This is a genomic window from Janibacter sp. YB324, from assembly GCF_014217915.1.
GTDB classification, from domain to species: domain Bacteria; phylum Actinomycetota; class Actinomycetes; order Actinomycetales; family Dermatophilaceae; genus Janibacter; species Janibacter indicus.
In genome coordinates this window covers 497,320-513,514 of record NZ_CP060120.1, presented here as the reverse complement: position 1 = coordinate 513,514, position 16,195 = coordinate 497,320, and the positions used below count along the sequence as shown (strand labels likewise).

The window sequence follows — 16,195 nt, the reverse complement described above, 5'->3', positions numbered from 1 at the left end:
GGTTCGCCATTCCTCAGGGTCGTGCGGCAGGGAAGGCGCGGCGGGAGGCCAGGGCCTCCTCGAGCTCGGACTGCGCGTCGACGATCGCGCGGCGCACACCCTGGTCGATGTCGGTGCGCGCCAGAGTCGCTCGCGACAGCTCGAGGGTGCGCTCGCTGACGAAGCGTGACGGGTAGGCCATCGTCGCGACGCGCGCGAGGGCGTCCTCGCCCAGCCACGCGCTCATCGGCGGGATGTCGGCGAAGTAGCGCTCGACGTAGGGCTCGACGAGGGACCGGTCGGCCGGCCCCCAGAAGCCCGCAGCGATCGCGACGAGCTCGTGGTTGCTGCGCTCGCGGTTGGTCGTGAGGTCGGCCCAGGCCGCAGCCTTGCCGGCCTCGGTGGGGATCGCGGCGCGGGCGGTGAGCGCCCCGAGCTGACCGGTCATCGTGCGGTCCTGCGCGAGCGCCTCGTCGACCTCGTCGCCGGTCAGGATCCCGCGGCGGGTCAGCTGCCCGATGAGGATCCACCGGAAGTCGGCATCGCCCTCGAGCCCGACAGGCAGGTCACGCCCGTGCGCCCACGGCACGAGGCGCCCCCTCGACGTCGTCGGTCGTGCGGGCGACGAGCCGCGCAGCGTGCAGCGCGAGCGAGGAGCCCGGCTCGGCCGTGGCGAGCACCTGCTCGCCGACCGCGGTCATCCGGGCCCGGGCGGCGTCCTGCTCCTCCTCGGGGCAGCAGCACTCGGATGACGCGGTTGGTCAGGTGCATGCCGGCGCGGGAGAAGATCGAGTCGTTGGTCTCGGTGACGAGTGCGGCCTCGGCGAGCTCGACGAGCAGTCGCGGGTCGACCTGACCGAGCGCGGCGCCGTCGCGCAGGCCGACCCAGATGACCGCACGCGCCTGGGCATCGGTCATCGCCGGCAGCTCCGTGCGCAGCGCGGCGAGCGACTGCTCGTCGAGCAGCGGGGTGGCCCAGGTGCGGTCGCCGGCATTGGGCAGCACGAGCGGTGCGGTCAGGTCGACGCCCGCGACGGGAGCCGAGTCGGTCTCGAGGGTGAGCGTCGTGCGAGAGCTCTCGACCCCGCCCGAGTAGGTCGCGATGTCGAGGGCGTGCGGGCGCTGCGCGGGGCGGTCGGCCGGCGCCCGTCGGGTCACGGTGCCCGCCGCGCGGTCGACGGCGATCGTGTCGACGCCGGAGGCCTCGAGCCAGGCGGCGCTCCACGCCGCGAGGTCGTGGCCGCTGGCACGGGACATCGCGGCGAGGAAGCCGGCGAGCGTGCCGTTGCCGAAGGAGTGCTCCGTCAGGTAGTCGCGGATCCCCTCGAGGAAGGCGTCGTCGCCGATGAACTCGATGAGCTGGCGGATGACGGCCGCGCCCTTGGCGTAGGAGATGCCGTCGAAGTTGGCCAGGGCCGACTTCGCGTCGGGCGCCGGCGACCCGGCGACCGGGTGGGTCGAGGGCGAGCGCTCGGCGCCGTAGCCCCAGGACTTGCGCGACATCGTCGAGTCGACCCAGGCCTCGGTGTACTCAGTCGCCTCGACGAGGCAGCGGTGGGCCATGTACTCGGCGAAGGACTCGTTGAGCCACAGGTCGTCCCACCACTGCGGGCTCACGAGGTCGCCGAACCACATGTGGGCCATCTCGTGGCTGATCGTGTTGGCCCGCGTGAGCAGCTCGTCGCGGCCGACCGCCCCACGGAAGAGGTAGGCGTCGCGCACGACGACGCACCCCGGATTTTCCATCGCGCCGGCGTTGAACTCCGGCACGAAGACCTGGTCGTAGTCGTCGAAGGGGTAGCGGATGCCGAAGATCGAGTGGAAGTAGTCGAAGCTGCGCCGGGTCACCTCGAGCATCTCGGGCGCGTGCTCCTGAAGCTGCTGCCGAAGGGAGCGTCGCGCCCACAGCCCGAGGCGGATGCCGTCGTGCTCGTCGGTCACCGAGACATAGGGTCCGGCGCACAGGGCCACGAAGTAGGTCGACAGCGGCTTGGTCTGCGCGAGGTGCCACACCCCACCGTCGGCGATGGTGCCCGAGCCGTTGCCGATGACCTGCCACTCCGGGGGCGCCTTGACGCACACCGCATAGGGCGCCTTGACGTCCGGCTGGTCGATGCACGCGAAGACCGCCGGGGCGGCATCGAGGAAGAGGTGGCTGAAGACGTAGTCCTCGCCGTCGGCGGGATCGGTCGCCCGGTGCAGCCCCTCGCCGTCGTGGCTGTAGGCCATGGTCGCCTCGACCTCGACGACGTGCTCTCCGGCCGTGACCGCCAGCGGCAACCTCCCTTCGCGAAGGGAGGTGACGTCCAGGTCCGCGCCGTCGATGGTCGCGCGGTGCAGGGTCTCGGGCTTGACGTCGATGAAGGTCTGACCGTCGCCGCTCGCGGTGAGGTGGATCCGGGTCACCGACCCGAAGGTCTGCGCCCCCCGGTCGAGGTCGAGCTCGACCTCCATGAGCGACACGGTGAGCAGGTCTGCGCGGGCGACGGCTTCGTCGCGGGTCAGGGAAGGCACACCGGCATCCTGTCACCCCCTTCGCCCGAAGGGGGCGGTCACATGGTGGACGTCGCGGGCTCTCCGGTCGCGGGGCTCCCCCCACGGGTGTCTACTGCTCGGTAGCGACAACGCCGTCGACCACGGGAGGCACCGTGACCGAAGTCCAGCCCACCACCGAGAGCACCACGTCGGGCCCCAGCCGTCGAGCCTTCATGGGCTATGTCATCGCCGGGGCGACCCTCGTCACCGGGGCCGAGATGAGCACGGGTGCCCCCTCCGCCGAGGCGGTGGTCCCCACCCCGCCGCAGCCGCCGGAGATCCTCGACCTCAACGACCTGCTCACCCTCGCCGCGGCCCCGACGGCCGCACTCATCACCGTGACGATCGGCACCGACGGGCGCGCCTCCTTCGCCCTGCCGCGCGCAGAGGTGGGCCAGGGCATCGTCACGTCGACCGCGATGATCATCGCGGAGGAGCTCGACCTGCCCGTCGACCGCGTCGACGTCACCCTGGCGCCGGCCCGCCCGGAGCTGCTCTTCAACCAGCTGACCGGCGGGTCCAACACGACGATCTCCACCTACACGCCGATCCGGATCGCGGCCGCCCTCGCCCGGCAGCAGCTGCTCAAGGCGGCTGCGGCGGCCCTGGGCGCCACGGTCGAGTCCCTGACGATCAAGGCCGGTGTCATCACCGACGCCCTGGGCAATGCGCTGACCTTCGGCGAGCTGTCCAGCAAGGCGGCCGCCACGACGACGACCCGCGCCTCGGTGACCCTCAAGGACGCCTCCGACCGCACCGTCGTCGGCACCCCGCAGGGGCGCACCGACGCCCGGGCCGCGGTGACCGGCACCAAGACCTTCGCCATGGACGTCAAGGTCCCCGACGCGCTGCCGACGATGGTCTGCCGCCCACCGACGCACAACGGTCGGCCGGTCGCCCTGCGCAATGCCGCCGAGATCGAGGCCATGCCCGGCGTCACCGACGTCGTCAAGGTCGCGACCGGCATCGCCGTCCGGGCACGGACCTTCGGTCAGTGCATCGATGCGATCCAGCGGATGGACGTCGAGTGGGAGGGCGGCAAGCTCGCCGGCGAGTCCGACACCACGATCCTCGAGGGCCTGAAGAAGGCCCAGCTGCCGATGCTCACCCCGAAGGTCTCGCTGCTCGCCAAGAAGCTCGACGCCTCCTTCACCTTCCACTTCCGCAGCAACTCCTCGCTCGAGCCCAACTGCGCGATCGCGGACGTGCGCTCGGACTCGGCGACGGTCTGGGGCTCGCTGAAGTCACCGGTCGTCGCCCAGGAGAACATCGCACTCGAGCTCGGCCTACCCGTCTCCAAGGTCAAGGTCCACGTCACCCAGGGCGGTGGCTCCTTCGGGCGCAAGCTCTTCCACGACGCGGCCCTCGAGGCCGCGCGGATCTCCCAGGCGATGGGCAAGCCGGTGCGCCTCATGTGGCACCGGGCCGACGAGCCGCGCCAGGGGCGCCTGCACCCGATGGCGACCTCCCGGATCCGGGCGGCGTACCTCGGCGGCGAGGTCCTCTCCTTCGAGCAGAAGCACACGAGCGTCACGACCGACTTCGGCCACGGCCTCGGCGACATCATCACCAACCACGCGGCCAAGCTGCCCGTCGGCCAGCTGACCTTCGCGCAGACGATCTTCGCGCTCACCCAGGAGCTGCCGTACAACTTCGGCGTGGTGACCCAGTCGCTGCAGGAGACCGACTCCCGCTTCAACACCGGGAGCATGCGGCAGATCTACTCCCCCGACGTGCGCTGCGCCAACGAGCTGGTCATCGACGAGCTCGCGCGCAAGATGCGCCTGGACCCGCTGGCCTTCCGGCGCAAGTTCCTCCGGGACAAGCGGGCCGAGGCCGCCCTCGACAAGGTCGCCGAGATCGGCGACTGGGGCCGCTCGATGCCCGAGGGCACGGCGCAGGGCATCGCGATCCACAAGGAGTACAAGGGGGTCACCGCCTGCCTCGTCGAGATCGACTGCCGTCCCGAGACCGTGGGCCGCACGATCCGCGATGCCGTCACGGGCCCGCGCGTCACCAAGGTCGTCTTCGCCGTCGACGCCGGCCTCGTCATCAACCCCACGGGCATCGAGGCCCAGATGCTCGGCGGGGTCATGGACGGCATCGGGCTGGCGCTCACCACCAGCTGCCACCTCGACGAGGGGCACTTCCTCGAGGCCAGCTGGGACAACTACTTCTACACGCGGCAGTGGAACGTCCCCCCGGAGATCACCGTCGAGATCATGCCCTCGGACTCGGAGCAGCCCGGCGGCGCCGGGGAGGCGGGCGTCGCGTCGAGCTTCGCCGCGATCGCGTGCGCCTACGCCCGGGCGACCGGCCGGATGCCCACTGAGTTCCCCATCAACCACGCCGACCCGATCACCTTCGACGTCAAGAGCTTCGTGCCGTCGGTGCCGCAGTCGCCGACCGACGGCCTCGACCACACCCGCTGAGGAGCCCGCCATGCCCAGTCACACCTTCGTCCTCAACGGCGAGAAGGTCACCGTCGACGTCGAGCCCGGCGTGCGTCTGCTGTGGGTCCTGCGGGACGTGCTCGGGGTGACCGGCCCCAAGTACGGCTGCGGGATCAACGTCTGCAAGGCGTGCACGTCGCACATCAACGGCAAGGCCTTCAACCCCTGCGCCGTCCCGGTCGACCAGATCAAGGAGACCGACGAGGTCACGACGATCGAGGGACTCGCCGACACCGTCGACGGCGACCTGCACCCCATGCAGGAGGCCTGGATCGAGCACGACGTGGCGCAGTGTGGCTACTGCCAGCCGGGCCAGATCATGGCCGCGGTCGCCCTCGTGCGCAAGGTCCAGCGTGAGGGCCGCGCGGTCACCGAGGCCGACCTCGACACGATCCGCAATGTCTGCCGGTGCGGGACCTACCCGCGCATCCGCGACGCGATCAAGGACGGCGCGCAGCGCATGTGACCCTCCCGTCGCGTCGCCCGGCGGGTCACCGCAGGCGGTGTCCCCCGGCCATGCCCTCGAGCCGGGCGATCCGCTCGGCCATCGGCGGGTGCGTCGACAGCAGCTTGGAGACGTCGGCCGCCCGGAAGGGGTTGGCGATCATCATGTGGCTGGCATTTTGCACCTGGGGCGTCGGCTCGAGCGGTGCCGCCTGGACCCCGCGCTCGAGCTTGCGCAGCGCCGAGGCGAGGGCCAGCGGGTCTCCGGTGAGCGCGGCGCCGTCCTCGTCGGCGTCGTACTCGCGGGTGCGCGAGATCGACATCTGGATGACCATCGCGGCGATCGGCGCGAGCAGGGCGATGGCGATCGCCGCAATGGGGTTGCGGTCACGGTCGCCGAACCACAGCGCGATCGAGGCGACCGAGGAGATGACACCGGCGATGGCCGCGGCGATCGAGCCGGTGAGGATGTCGCGGTTGTAGACGTGCATGAGCTCGTGGCCGAGGACGCCGCGCAGCTCGCGCTCGTCGAGGATCTGCAGGATGCCCTCGGTGCAGCACACCGCGGCATTGGCCGGGTTGCGTCCGGTGGCGAAGGCATTGGGCGCCGCCGTCGGGCTGACGTACAGGCGCGGCATCGGCTGGCCGGCGCGCTGGCTCAGCTCCTGCACGATGCGGTACATCTGCGGGTACTGCTGCGGGTCGGCCGGCTGGGCCCGCATCGAGCGGATCGCCAGCTTGTCGGAGTTCCAGTACGAGTAGGCCGTCATGCCCACACCCAGGAGGGCGAAGACCCACACGTAGCGGGCCCCGCCGATGGCATAGCCGACGAGGACGAGGAGACCGATGATGCCGCCGAAGAGCGCGGCGGTCTTCAGCCCGTTGAAGTGGTTGTGCATGTCACGACCAACGCCGGGAGGGGGTCACGGCGTTCCCGTTCCCAGCAACATCACAGGGAAGACGGTCGCGGCGAGCAGGACCAGGCCCGTGACGACGGCCAGGGCGCTCGCCGCCCGCTCGGTGCGCTCCGGAGGGGTGGCCACCTCCGGCGGCAGGAGGATCAGCGCGACCCACCGCAGGTAGACGGCCAGCCCGATGACGGCGGCGACGACGGCCGGCAGCGCCACCCACCACAGGCCGCCCTCGGCGAGCGGGCGCAGCGCGAGCACCTTGGCGAGGAGCCCGGCGACCCCCGGAGGCAGCCCGGCGAGGGTGAGCAGCGCGAGGGTGAGCACCGCGGCGTGCACGGGCCGACGACGCAGCAGACCTCGGTCGTCCTCGAGGCGGCGGGCCCCGTCGGTGGACAGCGCCGCGACGACGGCGAGCGCGGCGACGACCGCGACGACGTAGACGGCGAGGTAGCCGACGGCGGCCGCGGTGTCGCCGGCCACGAGCGGGGCGAGGACCCACCCGCCCTGGGTGACGCCGGACCACGCGATGAGCCGAAGGGGGTCCTGCGCCCCGAGCGCGAGCACGGCGCCGCCGATCATCGAGACCACGGCGAGGACGCCGAAGGCGGGGATCGCGGCATCGCGCACGCTGGCCGCACCGTCGGCGACGGCGACGAGCGCGGCCGCGGCCGCGACGGTGGAGACGCCGGCGAGGAGCATCGTCACCTCGAGCCCGGCCCGTGGGTAGGTCGCGGGGGCCCAGGCGTGGAAGGGCACGAGCGAGAGCTTGAAGCCGACCGCTGCGAGGAGCATGACGACCCCGAGCGTGAGGATCGCGCGGGAGCCGTCGTCCTGGCCCGCGGCCCAGGAGGCGACCCCACCGAGGCGCAGGCTGCCGGTCGCGGTGACCCACAAACCGCACCCGAGGACCGCGACGGCGAAGGAGACCACCGAGGTCGTCACGAGCTGCATCGCGCCGCTGTCGCGGCCGCCGCGCAGGACCGCCAGCGCGACGATCGGCAGGGTGGCCAGCTCGAGACCGACGAGCCAGGTGCCGAGGTCGTGGGCAACCGCGACGGCGCTGGCGCCGGTCACGGTCGCAAGGAGCAGCGCCACCTCGACCCCCGGGTCGGGCCGGTGCGTCCGGTCGGCGTCCTGCGAGGGCACGCCGCGCTCGCGCGCGAGCAGGACGAGGACGACCAGCCCGGCCGCGGCGGCCAAGGCCTGCAGCAGCGCCCCGGTCTGGCTGACGCGCAGCAGGCACTCGCTGGCCACCATCCCGGGCGGCGCGGTGACCGCGAGGGCTGGGTCGCCGGGCTGGCACAGGGTGGAGACCTCACCACCACCGGACGCCCGCACCCGCAGCCAGATCGCCGAGGCGAGGGAGAGCAGGAGCACGAGCGCGGCGAGCAGTGGCGCCGGCAGCCGCCGACGGGGGGCCACGACGTCGACCGCCAGGACGGCGATCGCCCCGAGCGCGGGCGCGAGGACGGGCGCGGCGACGGCGACGTCGAGCTGCGGCGCGCTCATCGGGTCACCACCGCGCCCAGAGCAGGATCGGTCACGGCGAGGACGAGACCGGGGGCGACGCCGAGGGCGACGACGACCAGCGCGAGGACCGCGCCGGGGACGAGCTCGCTGCGGGCGAGCTCGGCTCGGCTCGTCGCGGGCCGGTCGGCGTCGTCGCTGCCCTCGCCGAGCCAGACGAGCCGGGCGACACGCAGCGAGTAGGCGGCGGCGAGGGCGGCTCCGACGGCGGCGACGACGGCACAGCCGACGAAGAGCGGCACCGGGCGCCCGTCGGCCGGCGACAGCGCGGCCACGACCGCGACGATCTCGCCCCAGAAGCCCGCGAGCCCGGGCAGCCCGAGCCCGGCGGCCAGACCGGTGAGCAGCAGCAGCCCGGTGACCGGCGCCTGCTCGCGAAGGGGGGACCGCGCCGTGCCGAGGTCGTCGTCGCCCCAGCGGTGCTTGAGTCCGCCGACGACGAGGAAGAGCAGGGCCGAGATCACCCCGTGGGCGAGGTTGGCGTAGAGGGCGGCCGCGACGCCGGTCGCGCTGCCGGTGGCCAGCGCCAGCGCGACGAAGCCCATGTGCGCGATCGACGACCAGGCGATGAGCCGCTTGAGCTCGCGCTCGACGAGGCAGACGAGTCCGCCCCAGACGATGCCGATGGCGCCGCACACGGCCAGGACGGGCGCGACCCGGGCGAAGCCCTCGGGCACGGTCGCGAGCGGCAGCCGGACCAGACCGTAGGTGCCCATCTTGAGCAGGACGGCGGCCAGGACCATCGACCCGGCGGTCGGTGCCGTCGTGTGGGCCATCGGCAGCCAGGAGTGGAGCGGCCACACGGGGACCTTGATCGCCAAGCCGAGGGTGAGCAGCACCGCGACGGTCACCTGCACCCCGGTGCCGAGCCCCTGCCCGCGACCGGCGCCGAGGGCGACGAGGTCGCCGGTGCCGGCGCGAGAGACGAGGAGCAGCACCCCGAGGAGCATGAGGGTGGAGCCGAGCCCGGTGTAGAGGACGAAGCGTGCCCCGGCCTCGCGACGGGCGGCCGGGTCGCGGTCGTCGCCGAAGCGGGTGATGAGCACCCACATCGGCACGAGCACGAGCTCGAAGGCGACGACGAAGAGCAGCGCGTCGCGGGCGGCGAAGGTCCCCACGGCACCGGCGAGGGTGATGAGCAGGGCACCGACGAAGGTCGCCGCGCTGCCCCCTTGTGGGGTGTCGGCGAGCACGGTCGAGCAGGCCGCGGCGGTGACGCCGGCGGCGAGGAGCGCGAGCGGGCCGCTGATGCCGTCGAGGGCGAGGTGGACCCTCAGGTCGAGGGCGGGCAGCCACGGGATGTCGATCACGGCGCCGCTGCCCCACGCGACGGCGACGAGCGCCGCGGTGACGAGCGACCCGGCGAGTCCGACGCGGCAGGCGACGCGGCCGGACAGCTCGGTGCCGGCGCCGAGGAGGACGGCACCGACAAGCAGCGGCAGGACGCAGGCGAGGCCGATCACGAGTCCCCCAGCAGGACGAGGCCGGTGACGACGGCGACGAGCAGCACGCCGCCACCGAGCAGGGCCAGGCCGTTGGCCGGGCGGGCCCGGCGGTGCGCCTCGGTGCCCAGGCCGCTCGCCCCGAGGACACCCCAGGCCGCGGCGCGCGCATAGGTGTCGACGACACCGCGGTCGAGGAAGGCGACGAGCTCGCCCAGCGCGGTCACCGGGCGCACGACGAGCGCGCGCTGGGCCCGGTCGACGCCGAGCCCGCTGCCGACGTGGCGCCCGGGGGCACCGGCGACGAGCCGCTGCTGCCAGCCGGTGTGGTGCAGCCCCCAGCCGATGGCGATGCCGATGAGGACGAGGAGGAGCACGACGACGAAGAGCGCGAGCGGCACGTGCCCGGCATCGGGCAGGCGCGGGCCGAGGGCCAGTCCGCCGAGGACGCTCGCGACCGCGAGGACGACGAGGATCGCGGCGACGGCGGTCGGCATGACCGCCCGCTCGCGCACCCGCCCCGCGTCGCCGAGGGTGACGACGAGCAGGGCCCGGGTGGCGTAGGCGGCGGTCACCACGGCCGTGGTGAGCAGGGAGACCAGGACCAGTCCGGCGACCGGTCCCCGCTCCCCCACGCCCTCGCCGACCGCGGCGACGACGTGCTCCTTGGTGAGGCCGCCGAGGACGAGCGGGATGCCGGCGAGCGAGACGAGACCGGCGGCCCACGCGCCGAGGGCCACCGGGTGGGCGCGGCCGCTGCCGGCGAGCGCGCTCGCGGCGGTCGAGCCGCGGGTGCTCGCGAGCCAGCCGACGGTGAGGAAGAGCAGCGCCTTGAAGATCGCGTGGCCGTAGAGGTGCCCGAGCGCGGCTCCCGAGGCGGGTCCGGACCCGGCCGCCGCGAGGGGCGCGAGCATGACGCCGACCTGACTGATCGTCGACCACGCGAGCAGCCGCTTGAGGTCGGGCTCGACGAGCGCGCACACGGCCGCGAGGAGCATCGTCACGGCGACCGACAGCCCGAGGAGGGTGCGGGCGGGGTCGGCGAGCAGGAGCACCGGCAGCAGCTGGGTCAGCACAACCGTGCCCGCGGCGACCATCGTCGCGGCGTGGATGAGGGCGGAGGCGGGGGTGGGGCCCTCCATCGCATCGAGGAGCCAGTGGTGGAAGGGCAGCTGCGCGGACTTGCCGAGCACGCCGATGACGACGAGCACGAGGGCGATCGACCTGGCGCCCGGGTCGGCCGCGGCCGAGGTCCAGTGGTCGATGACCTCGGCCCGCGCGCTCGTGCCGGCACCGGCGACGAGCACCGCGGTGCCGAGGAGCAGCCCGATGTCGGCCACCCGGGTGACCATGAAGGCCGCGTGCGCGGCCCGCCGGGGCTGCGGCCGACGGGACCAGTGCCCGATGAGCAGGTAGGAGCACCAGCCCATGACCTCCCACCCGACGACGGTGAGCAGCAGGTCGGCGGAGAGGACGACGAGGACCATCGCCGCGCTGAAGAGCGCCACCGTCGCGTGGAAGACCCCGCGCCGGTCGTCGTCGGCGAGGTACCAGGCCGCGTAGGTCTGCACGAGCGCGGTGACGAGGGCGACGACGAGGACGAGGAAGGCGCTCGTCGGTGACAGCGCGACGGCGAGCGGCAGGTCGAGATCGCCCATGACCAGCCCGGGTCCGCTCGCGAGCTCCTCGGCGAAGGGGGCACCGCTCACCCCGGCGGGTGCGCCGGCGAGTGCGATGACCGACAGCACGAGCGTCGCGACCGCACCGGCGACCCCGGTGAGCGCGGCGAGAGGACCGCTGCGGGCGACGAGGAGGATCAGCACCGCCGCGGCGCAGGGCAGTGCGACGAGGGACCAGGCCATCACTCGGCGTCCTCGGCGAGGTCGATGTGGCCGCGTCGCCGGTAGGCGGCGACGATCACGGCGAGCGCCACGACGACCTCGGCCGCCGCGATGGTGATGACGAAGAGGGTGAGCACCTGCCCGGACCAGCTCGGGTCGGGGCCGAGGGCCCCGGCGGTGACGAGGAGCAGACCGCCGCCGGCGAGGAGCAGCTCGGCACCGACGAGGACGAGCACGGGCATTGCGGCGGGCGAGCACGCCGTAGAGGCCGAGCGCGACGAGGACGCTGGCGAGCGCGTAGGGGCCGGCTGCGTGGATCATCGCTCCTCCCGGTCGGAGGTCAGCCCGGAGACGGCGAAGGCCCCGACGAGGGCGGCGAGCAGCAGCAGCGAGAGCAGCTCGAAGGGCCACACCCACGTCGAGAAGATCTGCCGGGCCAGCTCCTCGCTGCCTCCCGGGCGCACCTGCGTGCGGGTCGCGGTCGGCAGCAGCACCGCCGCGACGAGCGCGCCGGTGCCGGCGCCGACGAGGGCCGCGAGCGCCCGGTGGGCGCGGCTGGTCGAGTGCTCGGTGCGGCGCCCGATCGGGGCGCGGGTCAGCATGAGCGCGACGATGACGAGGACGACGACCGCGCCGACGTAGACGAGCACCTGCACGAGCGCGACGAGCTCGGCGCCGAGCACGAGGTAGCACCCGGCGAGACCGAGGAGGGCGACGACGAGCCACAGCGCCGCGTGGACGACCTGCCGTGTGGTCACCGCGAGCGCGGCGGCGGCCGCGGTGATCAGCCCGGTCGTGGCGAAGGCGAGGTCGAGCCCGGTCATCGGCGACCCTTGCGGGCGGGCTTGTTGGCGGCGGCCACCTCGGGGGCCTCGGCGGCGCCCGGGTCGAGCTCGGGCGGTGCCGGCACGTCGGCGGCCCACTGCCCGAGGCGCTCCTTGTCGTGGAGCAGGTCGCGGATGTCGGTCTCGGCGTACTCGAACTGCGGGCTCCAGAAGAGCGCGTCGAAGGGGCAGACCTCGATGCAGATGCCGCAGTACATGCACAGCGAGAAGTCGATGTCGAAGCGGTCGAGGACATTGCGCTGACGGGCGCGCCCCCCACCACCAGGTGGGACCTCCGCGACGGTTTCTTTGTGCGAGTCGATGTGGATGCACCAGTCGGGGCACTCACGGGCGCAGAGCATGCACGAGGTGCAGTTGCTCTCGACGAGGGCGATGACGCCCCGGGAGCGGGCCGGCAGCTCCGGTGCGACGTCGGGGTACTCGGCGGTGTGCGGCGGGCGCATCATCTGCCGGGCGGTCGTCGCCATGCCCTTGACGAGCCCGGGGACGAGGCTGCGGTCGTTGCTCATGCGGTCATCACCACTCCCACGGCGGTCAGGGCGAGCTGGGCCAGGGCCAGCGGGACGAGGACGGTCCAGGCGAGGCGCTGCAGCTGGTCCTCGCGCAGCCGCGGCCAGGACACCCGCATCCAGATGATGAGCAGGACGACGAGCCCGCCCTTGAGCAGGGTCCACAGCCACCCGAGGTGGTCGGCGAAGGGCCCCTGCCAGCCGCCGAGGAAGAGGATGCCGAAGAGCAGCCCCATGACGACCATGCCGGCGTACTCGGCGAGCATGAAGAAGGCGAAGCGCAGCCCGGTGTACTCGGTCCACGGCCCCATGACGACCTCGCTGTCGGCGATCGGGGCGTCGAAGGGGGGACGCTGCAGCTCCGCGGTCGCGGCCACGACGAAGACGATCGCGCCGGGCAGCTGCCACAGCAGCCACCACGGGGACCAGGCCTCGACGACCCCGGCGAGGGAGAGCGTGCCGGCGGCCATCGCCACCGACGCGACGGAGAGCACGAGCGGCAGCTCGTAGGCGAGCAGCTGTGCGGCCGAGCGCATCCCGCCGACCAGGGCGTACTTGTTGGCGCTGGCCCAGCCGGCCATGAGGGTGCCGAGCACCCCCACCCCGGTGACCGCGAGGACGAGCAGGACGCTGCCGGGCACCTCGGCCCCCGCGACACCGGGGTGGATCGGCAGCAGCGCCATGGCGATGACGTAGGGCACGAGCGCGACCGCCGGGGCGAGGCGGAAGACGGCCCGGTCGGCGGCCGCGGGGGTGATGTCCTCCTTCTGGACGAACTTCACCCCGTCGGCGACCAGCTGCGCCCAGCCGTGGAAGCCGCCGGCGTACATCGGGCCGAGCCGTCCCTGCATGTGGGCCATGACCTTGTGCTCGGTCTGGCCGGCGACGAGCGGGAGCACGAGCACGGCGGCGAGCGCCGCGAGCGAGCGCAGGGTGACCTCGAGCAGGCTCATCGGCTCCTCCCTTCGTCCACATCGGCACTCTCTCGCACGAAGTCGCGGAACCCGGGGACGGTGAAGCTCAGCAGGCCGTGTCCTGCGACCTCGACGAGTCCCTTGTCCATGAGGGAGCGCCGAGCCATCCCGAGGGATCCGGTGGTCACGCCGAGGGTGGCGGCGATGTCCCCACGCCGGACGACGGGCTCGTCGGCACCGGCCATGGCGGTCAGGAAGCGTTGCTCCGAGGGCGATGCCTTGGACCACCGGCTGCGGTAGAGCGCGTCGAGGTCCTCGGCGATCCCGGCCCGGGCCGAGTCGACGTGGTCGATGGTGAGGACCGCGCCCGCGTCCGGCCGCCCGGCCGCCCGCCACACCCCGTCGGCGTGGAGCTGCACGAAGTAGGGATACCCCTGGGTGCGCTGGACGACCTCGGTGACCGCTGCCGTCTCCCACGAGACCCCGAGTGCTGTGGCGGGCGCGGTGACGGCCTCGCGTGTCGCTGCTTCGTCGAGCGAGCCGAGCTGCCGGTAGGCGAAGCGCTCGGCGAAGCTGGCGGCGTCGGTGACCACGTCCTCGGTGTGCCCGAGCCCCGCGCAGACCAGCGCGATCGGCACGCCCTCGGGCTCGGCCTGCAGGTGCTGCCAGGCATAGGCGAGGGCTTGGATCCCGTTGCGGTCCGCGGCCTGCAGCTCGTCGACGAAGATCACCGCGCCGGCCCCGGCGTCGTCGAGTACCTCGCGGGCGGTGGCACGAAGCAGGTCCTCGAGCCGGCGCACGACCGTGGCGCCCTCGCCCGGCGCGAAGGTGGCCTCCACCTTGGCCCCGGGGAGGCCGACGCTCACGCCGATCTCGCGCAGCCGTGAGGCCACCGTGTGAGGCTGCCAGCGCAGGGGGCCGAGCCCCAGTGCCTCGACGAGCGATGCCACCAGGTCACCGTGCCCGGCCGTTACGAAGACGGTGGCGTGACCGGCGGCCTGCGCCTGACGCTGGGCCTCGCGCAGCAGGGAGGTCTTGCCGACCCCACGCGGCCCCACGAAGACGTGGACCCGGCCGGCGAGCCGACGCCGGGCGGACATGGCAGCCAAGAGATCCGCCACCCGGTCGAGATGGTCCGCGCGCCCGGGGACGTCGTGCGCGATCTCCCCCGGGGTGTAGGGACTCGGCTGGACCATGGCTGGACCTTACAGGTCTTTACAGTTGGGCGAACTGTAAAGACCTGTCCTCGTCAGCGTGCTCATCCCTGCCCCCACTCGGGCCCGGGCACGCCGGGCGCGGTGACCCGGCGCCGGCTCGGCGACTTGCTCGAGTGGCCCTCGCCCGGCTCCTTGCCGCCGGGCCAGGGGCGGGTGGCGCGGGAGGCCAGGACGAAGGACTTGCGCAGCGGCGTCCCCTCGAAGCCCTCGGGCAGCAGCAGCGGCCGCAGGCCCAGCCCGGTGCCGTCGACGAAACCGTCGAAGTCCTGGCCGAACATCTCGTGCGTCTCGCGCTCGTGCCACGCCGCACCGGCGAAGACGCCGGTGATGCTGTGCACGCTCTCGCCGAGGGGCACCCGGGTGCGCAGCAGCGCGGTGCGCTGGTCGCGCTCGGGCGTCGGTCGCGGGTCGATGAGGTGACAGACGACGTCGAGACCGGGGTGGTCCTCGCGGTCGGTCTCGTCGACCGCGCTCAGCCAGTCGAAGAAGGTGTAGCCGCGGTCGCGGGCGTCACGCACCGCGCGCAGCCACTCCAGCGGCGTCACGGCGAGGTCCTCCTGGGGCACGTCACGCTCCCTTCGTCGGTCGTCGCAGCAGGCCACGACGCACCTCACCGGCACCGGCGGACCTGTGGCCGGCGTAGCGGGCGCGCAGACCGGGCGTCGACAAGGACTCGGCGGCGATGCGGTCCTGGAGGGTGAGGATCCCGTGGAGCAGGGCCTCGGGGCGCGGCGGGCAGCCGGGGACGTAGACGTCGACCGGGACGAGCTGGTCGACGCCCTTGGTCACCGAGTAGGAGTCCCAGTAGGGGCCGCCGGAGTTGGAGCAGGCACCGAAGGAGATGACGTACTTGGGCTCGGGCATCTGGTCGTGCAGCCGGCGGATCGCCGGCGCCATCTTGTCGGTCACCGTGCCGGAGACGACCATGAGGTCGGCCTGCCGCGGGCCGGGGGCGAAGGGGATGACCCCGAGCCGGATGAAGTCGTGCCGGGCCATCGACGCCGCGATGAACTCGATGGCGCAGCAGGCCAGCCCGAAGTTGAAGACCCACAGGGAGTAGCGCCGGCCCCAGTTGAGAACGACCTTCATCGGCTTGGGGGCGTGGGCGCCCACGGGGCCCACGCGCGGCATCGGCAGGTCGGTGCTCATCGGGTCACCTCACGTCCACCGCAGCAGCCCGCGCCGCAGCGCGTGGGCCAGGCCGAGGAGCACGACCCCGATGAAGATCGCCACCTCGAGCAGGCTCACCGGGCCGAGGTCGGTGCGCAGCACGAGTGCCCAGGGGAAGAGGTAGACCGCGTCGACGGCGAAGATCACGTAGAGGAAGGCATAGGCGAGGTAGCGCACCCGGGTCTGCGCCCAGTCCTGCCCGACGGGGTCGACGCCGGACTCGTAGGTCGTCAGCTTGGCGCGGGTCGGGGCGGCCGGGGCGAGCAGCCGCCGGGCGGTGTAGGCCGCGACGACGAGCAGCACACCCACGACGAGGGTGCCGGCGACGACGAGGTATCCATCCACGTCCCGCACCCTATCCGCGCCGCCCGTCGAGAGAGCGGACCCCAAAGCCCCCAAAGCGTCGGT

At 73.1% G+C, this 16,195-nt stretch carries 16 protein-coding genes; 2 read left to right on the top strand and 14 right to left on the bottom strand.

Features of this window, described 5'->3' with window-relative positions; all coding sequences use genetic code 11:
- Positions 1-13: 13 nt before the first annotated feature.
- On the bottom strand, positions 14-568 hold the full coding sequence (locus H7A72_RS16575; protein WP_223277747.1) for an ERAP1-like C-terminal domain-containing protein: 555 nt from the start codon (positions 566-568) through the stop codon (positions 14-16).
- Positions 487-2,493, bottom strand: coding sequence for an aminopeptidase N (gene pepN, locus H7A72_RS02525; protein WP_223277746.1), 2,007 nt, complete (start codon positions 2,491-2,493; stop codon positions 487-489). The genes H7A72_RS16575 and pepN overlap by 82 nt, the downstream gene beginning before the upstream one ends.
- Positions 2,494-2,627: 134 nt before the next feature.
- On the opposite strand from pepN, the gene H7A72_RS02520 reads away from it, so the two are divergent.
- Positions 2,628-4,946 carry a molybdopterin cofactor-binding domain-containing protein gene (locus tag H7A72_RS02520; protein ID WP_185221531.1) on the top strand — a complete coding sequence of 773 codons (2,319 nt, stop codon included), beginning with the start codon at positions 2,628-2,630 and terminating at the stop codon, positions 4,944-4,946.
- Positions 4,947-4,956: 10 nt separating this feature from the next.
- Positions 4,957-5,433 (top strand): (2Fe-2S)-binding protein, encoded by a 477-nt coding sequence (locus H7A72_RS02515; RefSeq protein WP_072623712.1) that lies wholly within the window; start codon positions 4,957-4,959, stop codon positions 5,431-5,433.
- Positions 5,434-5,458: 25 nt separating this feature from the next.
- On the opposite strand, the gene htpX is transcribed toward H7A72_RS02515, so the two are convergent.
- The 12 genes from htpX to H7A72_RS02455 all read right to left on the bottom strand — a co-directional run bounded on the left by htpX (position 5,459) and on the right by H7A72_RS02455 (position 16,132).
- A complete protein-coding gene (htpX, locus tag H7A72_RS02510; protein WP_185221530.1) occupies positions 5,459-6,310 on the bottom strand; it encodes a zinc metalloprotease HtpX in 852 nt (283 codons plus the stop codon).
- A gap of 24 nt (positions 6,311-6,334) precedes the next feature.
- On the bottom strand, positions 6,335-7,831 hold the full coding sequence (locus H7A72_RS02505) for a proton-conducting transporter membrane subunit (protein ID WP_185221529.1): 1,497 nt from the start codon (positions 7,829-7,831) through the stop codon (positions 6,335-6,337).
- Positions 7,828-9,312: a NuoM family protein gene (locus H7A72_RS02500; protein ID WP_185221528.1), complete on the bottom strand. Its 1,485-nt coding sequence runs from the start codon at positions 9,310-9,312 to the stop codon at positions 7,828-7,830. The genes H7A72_RS02505 and H7A72_RS02500 overlap by 4 nt, the downstream gene beginning before the upstream one ends.
- Positions 9,309-11,153: an NADH-quinone oxidoreductase subunit L gene (locus H7A72_RS02495; protein ID WP_185221527.1), complete on the bottom strand. Its 1,845-nt coding sequence runs from the start codon at positions 11,151-11,153 to the stop codon at positions 9,309-9,311. Before H7A72_RS02495 ends, H7A72_RS02500 begins: the two co-directional genes overlap by 4 nt.
- Positions 11,153-11,374, bottom strand: a complete 222-nt coding sequence (locus tag H7A72_RS02490) for an NADH-quinone oxidoreductase subunit K (protein WP_223277745.1) — start codon at positions 11,372-11,374, stop codon at positions 11,153-11,155. The genes H7A72_RS02495 and H7A72_RS02490 overlap by 1 nt, the downstream gene beginning before the upstream one ends.
- 75 nt (positions 11,375-11,449) lie before the next feature.
- Entirely contained in the window at positions 11,450-11,956 is a 507-nt protein-coding gene (locus H7A72_RS02485; protein WP_185221526.1) for an NADH-quinone oxidoreductase subunit J, read from the bottom strand.
- Positions 11,953-12,486, bottom strand: coding sequence for an NADH-quinone oxidoreductase subunit I (locus tag H7A72_RS02480; RefSeq protein WP_084449965.1), 534 nt, complete (start codon positions 12,484-12,486; stop codon positions 11,953-11,955). The genes H7A72_RS02485 and H7A72_RS02480 overlap by 4 nt, the downstream gene beginning before the upstream one ends.
- Positions 12,483-13,439: an NADH-quinone oxidoreductase subunit NuoH gene (gene nuoH / locus H7A72_RS02475; RefSeq protein ID WP_185221525.1), complete on the bottom strand. Its 957-nt coding sequence runs from the start codon at positions 13,437-13,439 to the stop codon at positions 12,483-12,485. The genes H7A72_RS02480 and nuoH overlap by 4 nt, the downstream gene beginning before the upstream one ends.
- On the bottom strand, positions 13,436-14,596 hold the full coding sequence (locus H7A72_RS02470) for an ATP-binding protein (RefSeq protein WP_185221524.1): 1,161 nt from the start codon (positions 14,594-14,596) through the stop codon (positions 13,436-13,438). The genes nuoH and H7A72_RS02470 overlap by 4 nt, the downstream gene beginning before the upstream one ends.
- 62 nt (positions 14,597-14,658) lie before the next feature.
- Complete coding sequence (locus H7A72_RS02465; protein ID WP_185221523.1) at positions 14,659-15,183, bottom strand: NADH-quinone oxidoreductase subunit C; 525 nt, start codon at positions 15,181-15,183, stop codon at positions 14,659-14,661.
- 1 nt (position 15,184) lies between these two features.
- On the bottom strand, positions 15,185-15,766 hold the full coding sequence (locus tag H7A72_RS02460; protein WP_185221522.1) for an NADH-quinone oxidoreductase subunit B: 582 nt from the start codon (positions 15,764-15,766) through the stop codon (positions 15,185-15,187).
- A 9-nt stretch (positions 15,767-15,775) separates the two neighbouring features.
- Positions 15,776-16,132 (bottom strand): NADH-quinone oxidoreductase subunit A, encoded by a 357-nt coding sequence (locus H7A72_RS02455; protein ID WP_084449960.1) that lies wholly within the window; start codon positions 16,130-16,132, stop codon positions 15,776-15,778.
- Positions 16,133-16,195: the final 63 nt, after the last annotated feature.

What these genes read in the sequence shown, in the direction of transcription:
- htpX (WP_185221530.1), bottom strand. Translation starts at nt 6,310, where the DNA reads ATGCACAACCACTTCAACGGGCTGAAGACCGCCGCGCTCTTCGGCGGC.
- nuoH (WP_185221525.1), bottom strand. Translation starts at nt 13,439, where the DNA reads ATGAGCCTGCTCGAGGTCACCCTGCGCTCGCTCGCGGCGCTCGCCGCC.
- H7A72_RS02460 (WP_185221522.1), bottom strand. Translation starts at nt 15,766, where the DNA reads ATGAGCACCGACCTGCCGATGCCGCGCGTGGGCCCCGTGGGCGCCCAC.
- H7A72_RS02495 (WP_185221527.1), bottom strand. Translation starts at nt 11,153, where the DNA reads ATGGCCTGGTCCCTCGTCGCACTGCCCTGCGCCGCGGCGGTGCTGATC.
- H7A72_RS02515 (WP_072623712.1), top strand. Translation starts at nt 4,957, where the DNA reads ATGCCCAGTCACACCTTCGTCCTCAACGGCGAGAAGGTCACCGTCGAC.
- H7A72_RS02505 (WP_185221529.1), bottom strand. Translation starts at nt 7,831, where the DNA reads ATGAGCGCGCCGCAGCTCGACGTCGCCGTCGCCGCGCCCGTCCTCGCG.
- H7A72_RS02480 (WP_084449965.1), bottom strand. Translation starts at nt 12,486, where the DNA reads ATGAGCAACGACCGCAGCCTCGTCCCCGGGCTCGTCAAGGGCATGGCG.
- H7A72_RS02485 (WP_185221526.1), bottom strand. Translation starts at nt 11,956, where the DNA reads ATGACCGGGCTCGACCTCGCCTTCGCCACGACCGGGCTGATCACCGCG.
- H7A72_RS02490 (WP_223277745.1), bottom strand. Translation starts at nt 11,374, where the DNA reads ATGCCCGTGCTCGTCCTCGTCGGTGCCGAGCTGCTCCTCGCCGGCGGC.
- H7A72_RS02470 (WP_185221524.1), bottom strand. Translation starts at nt 14,596, where the DNA reads ATGGTCCAGCCGAGTCCCTACACCCCGGGGGAGATCGCGCACGACGTC.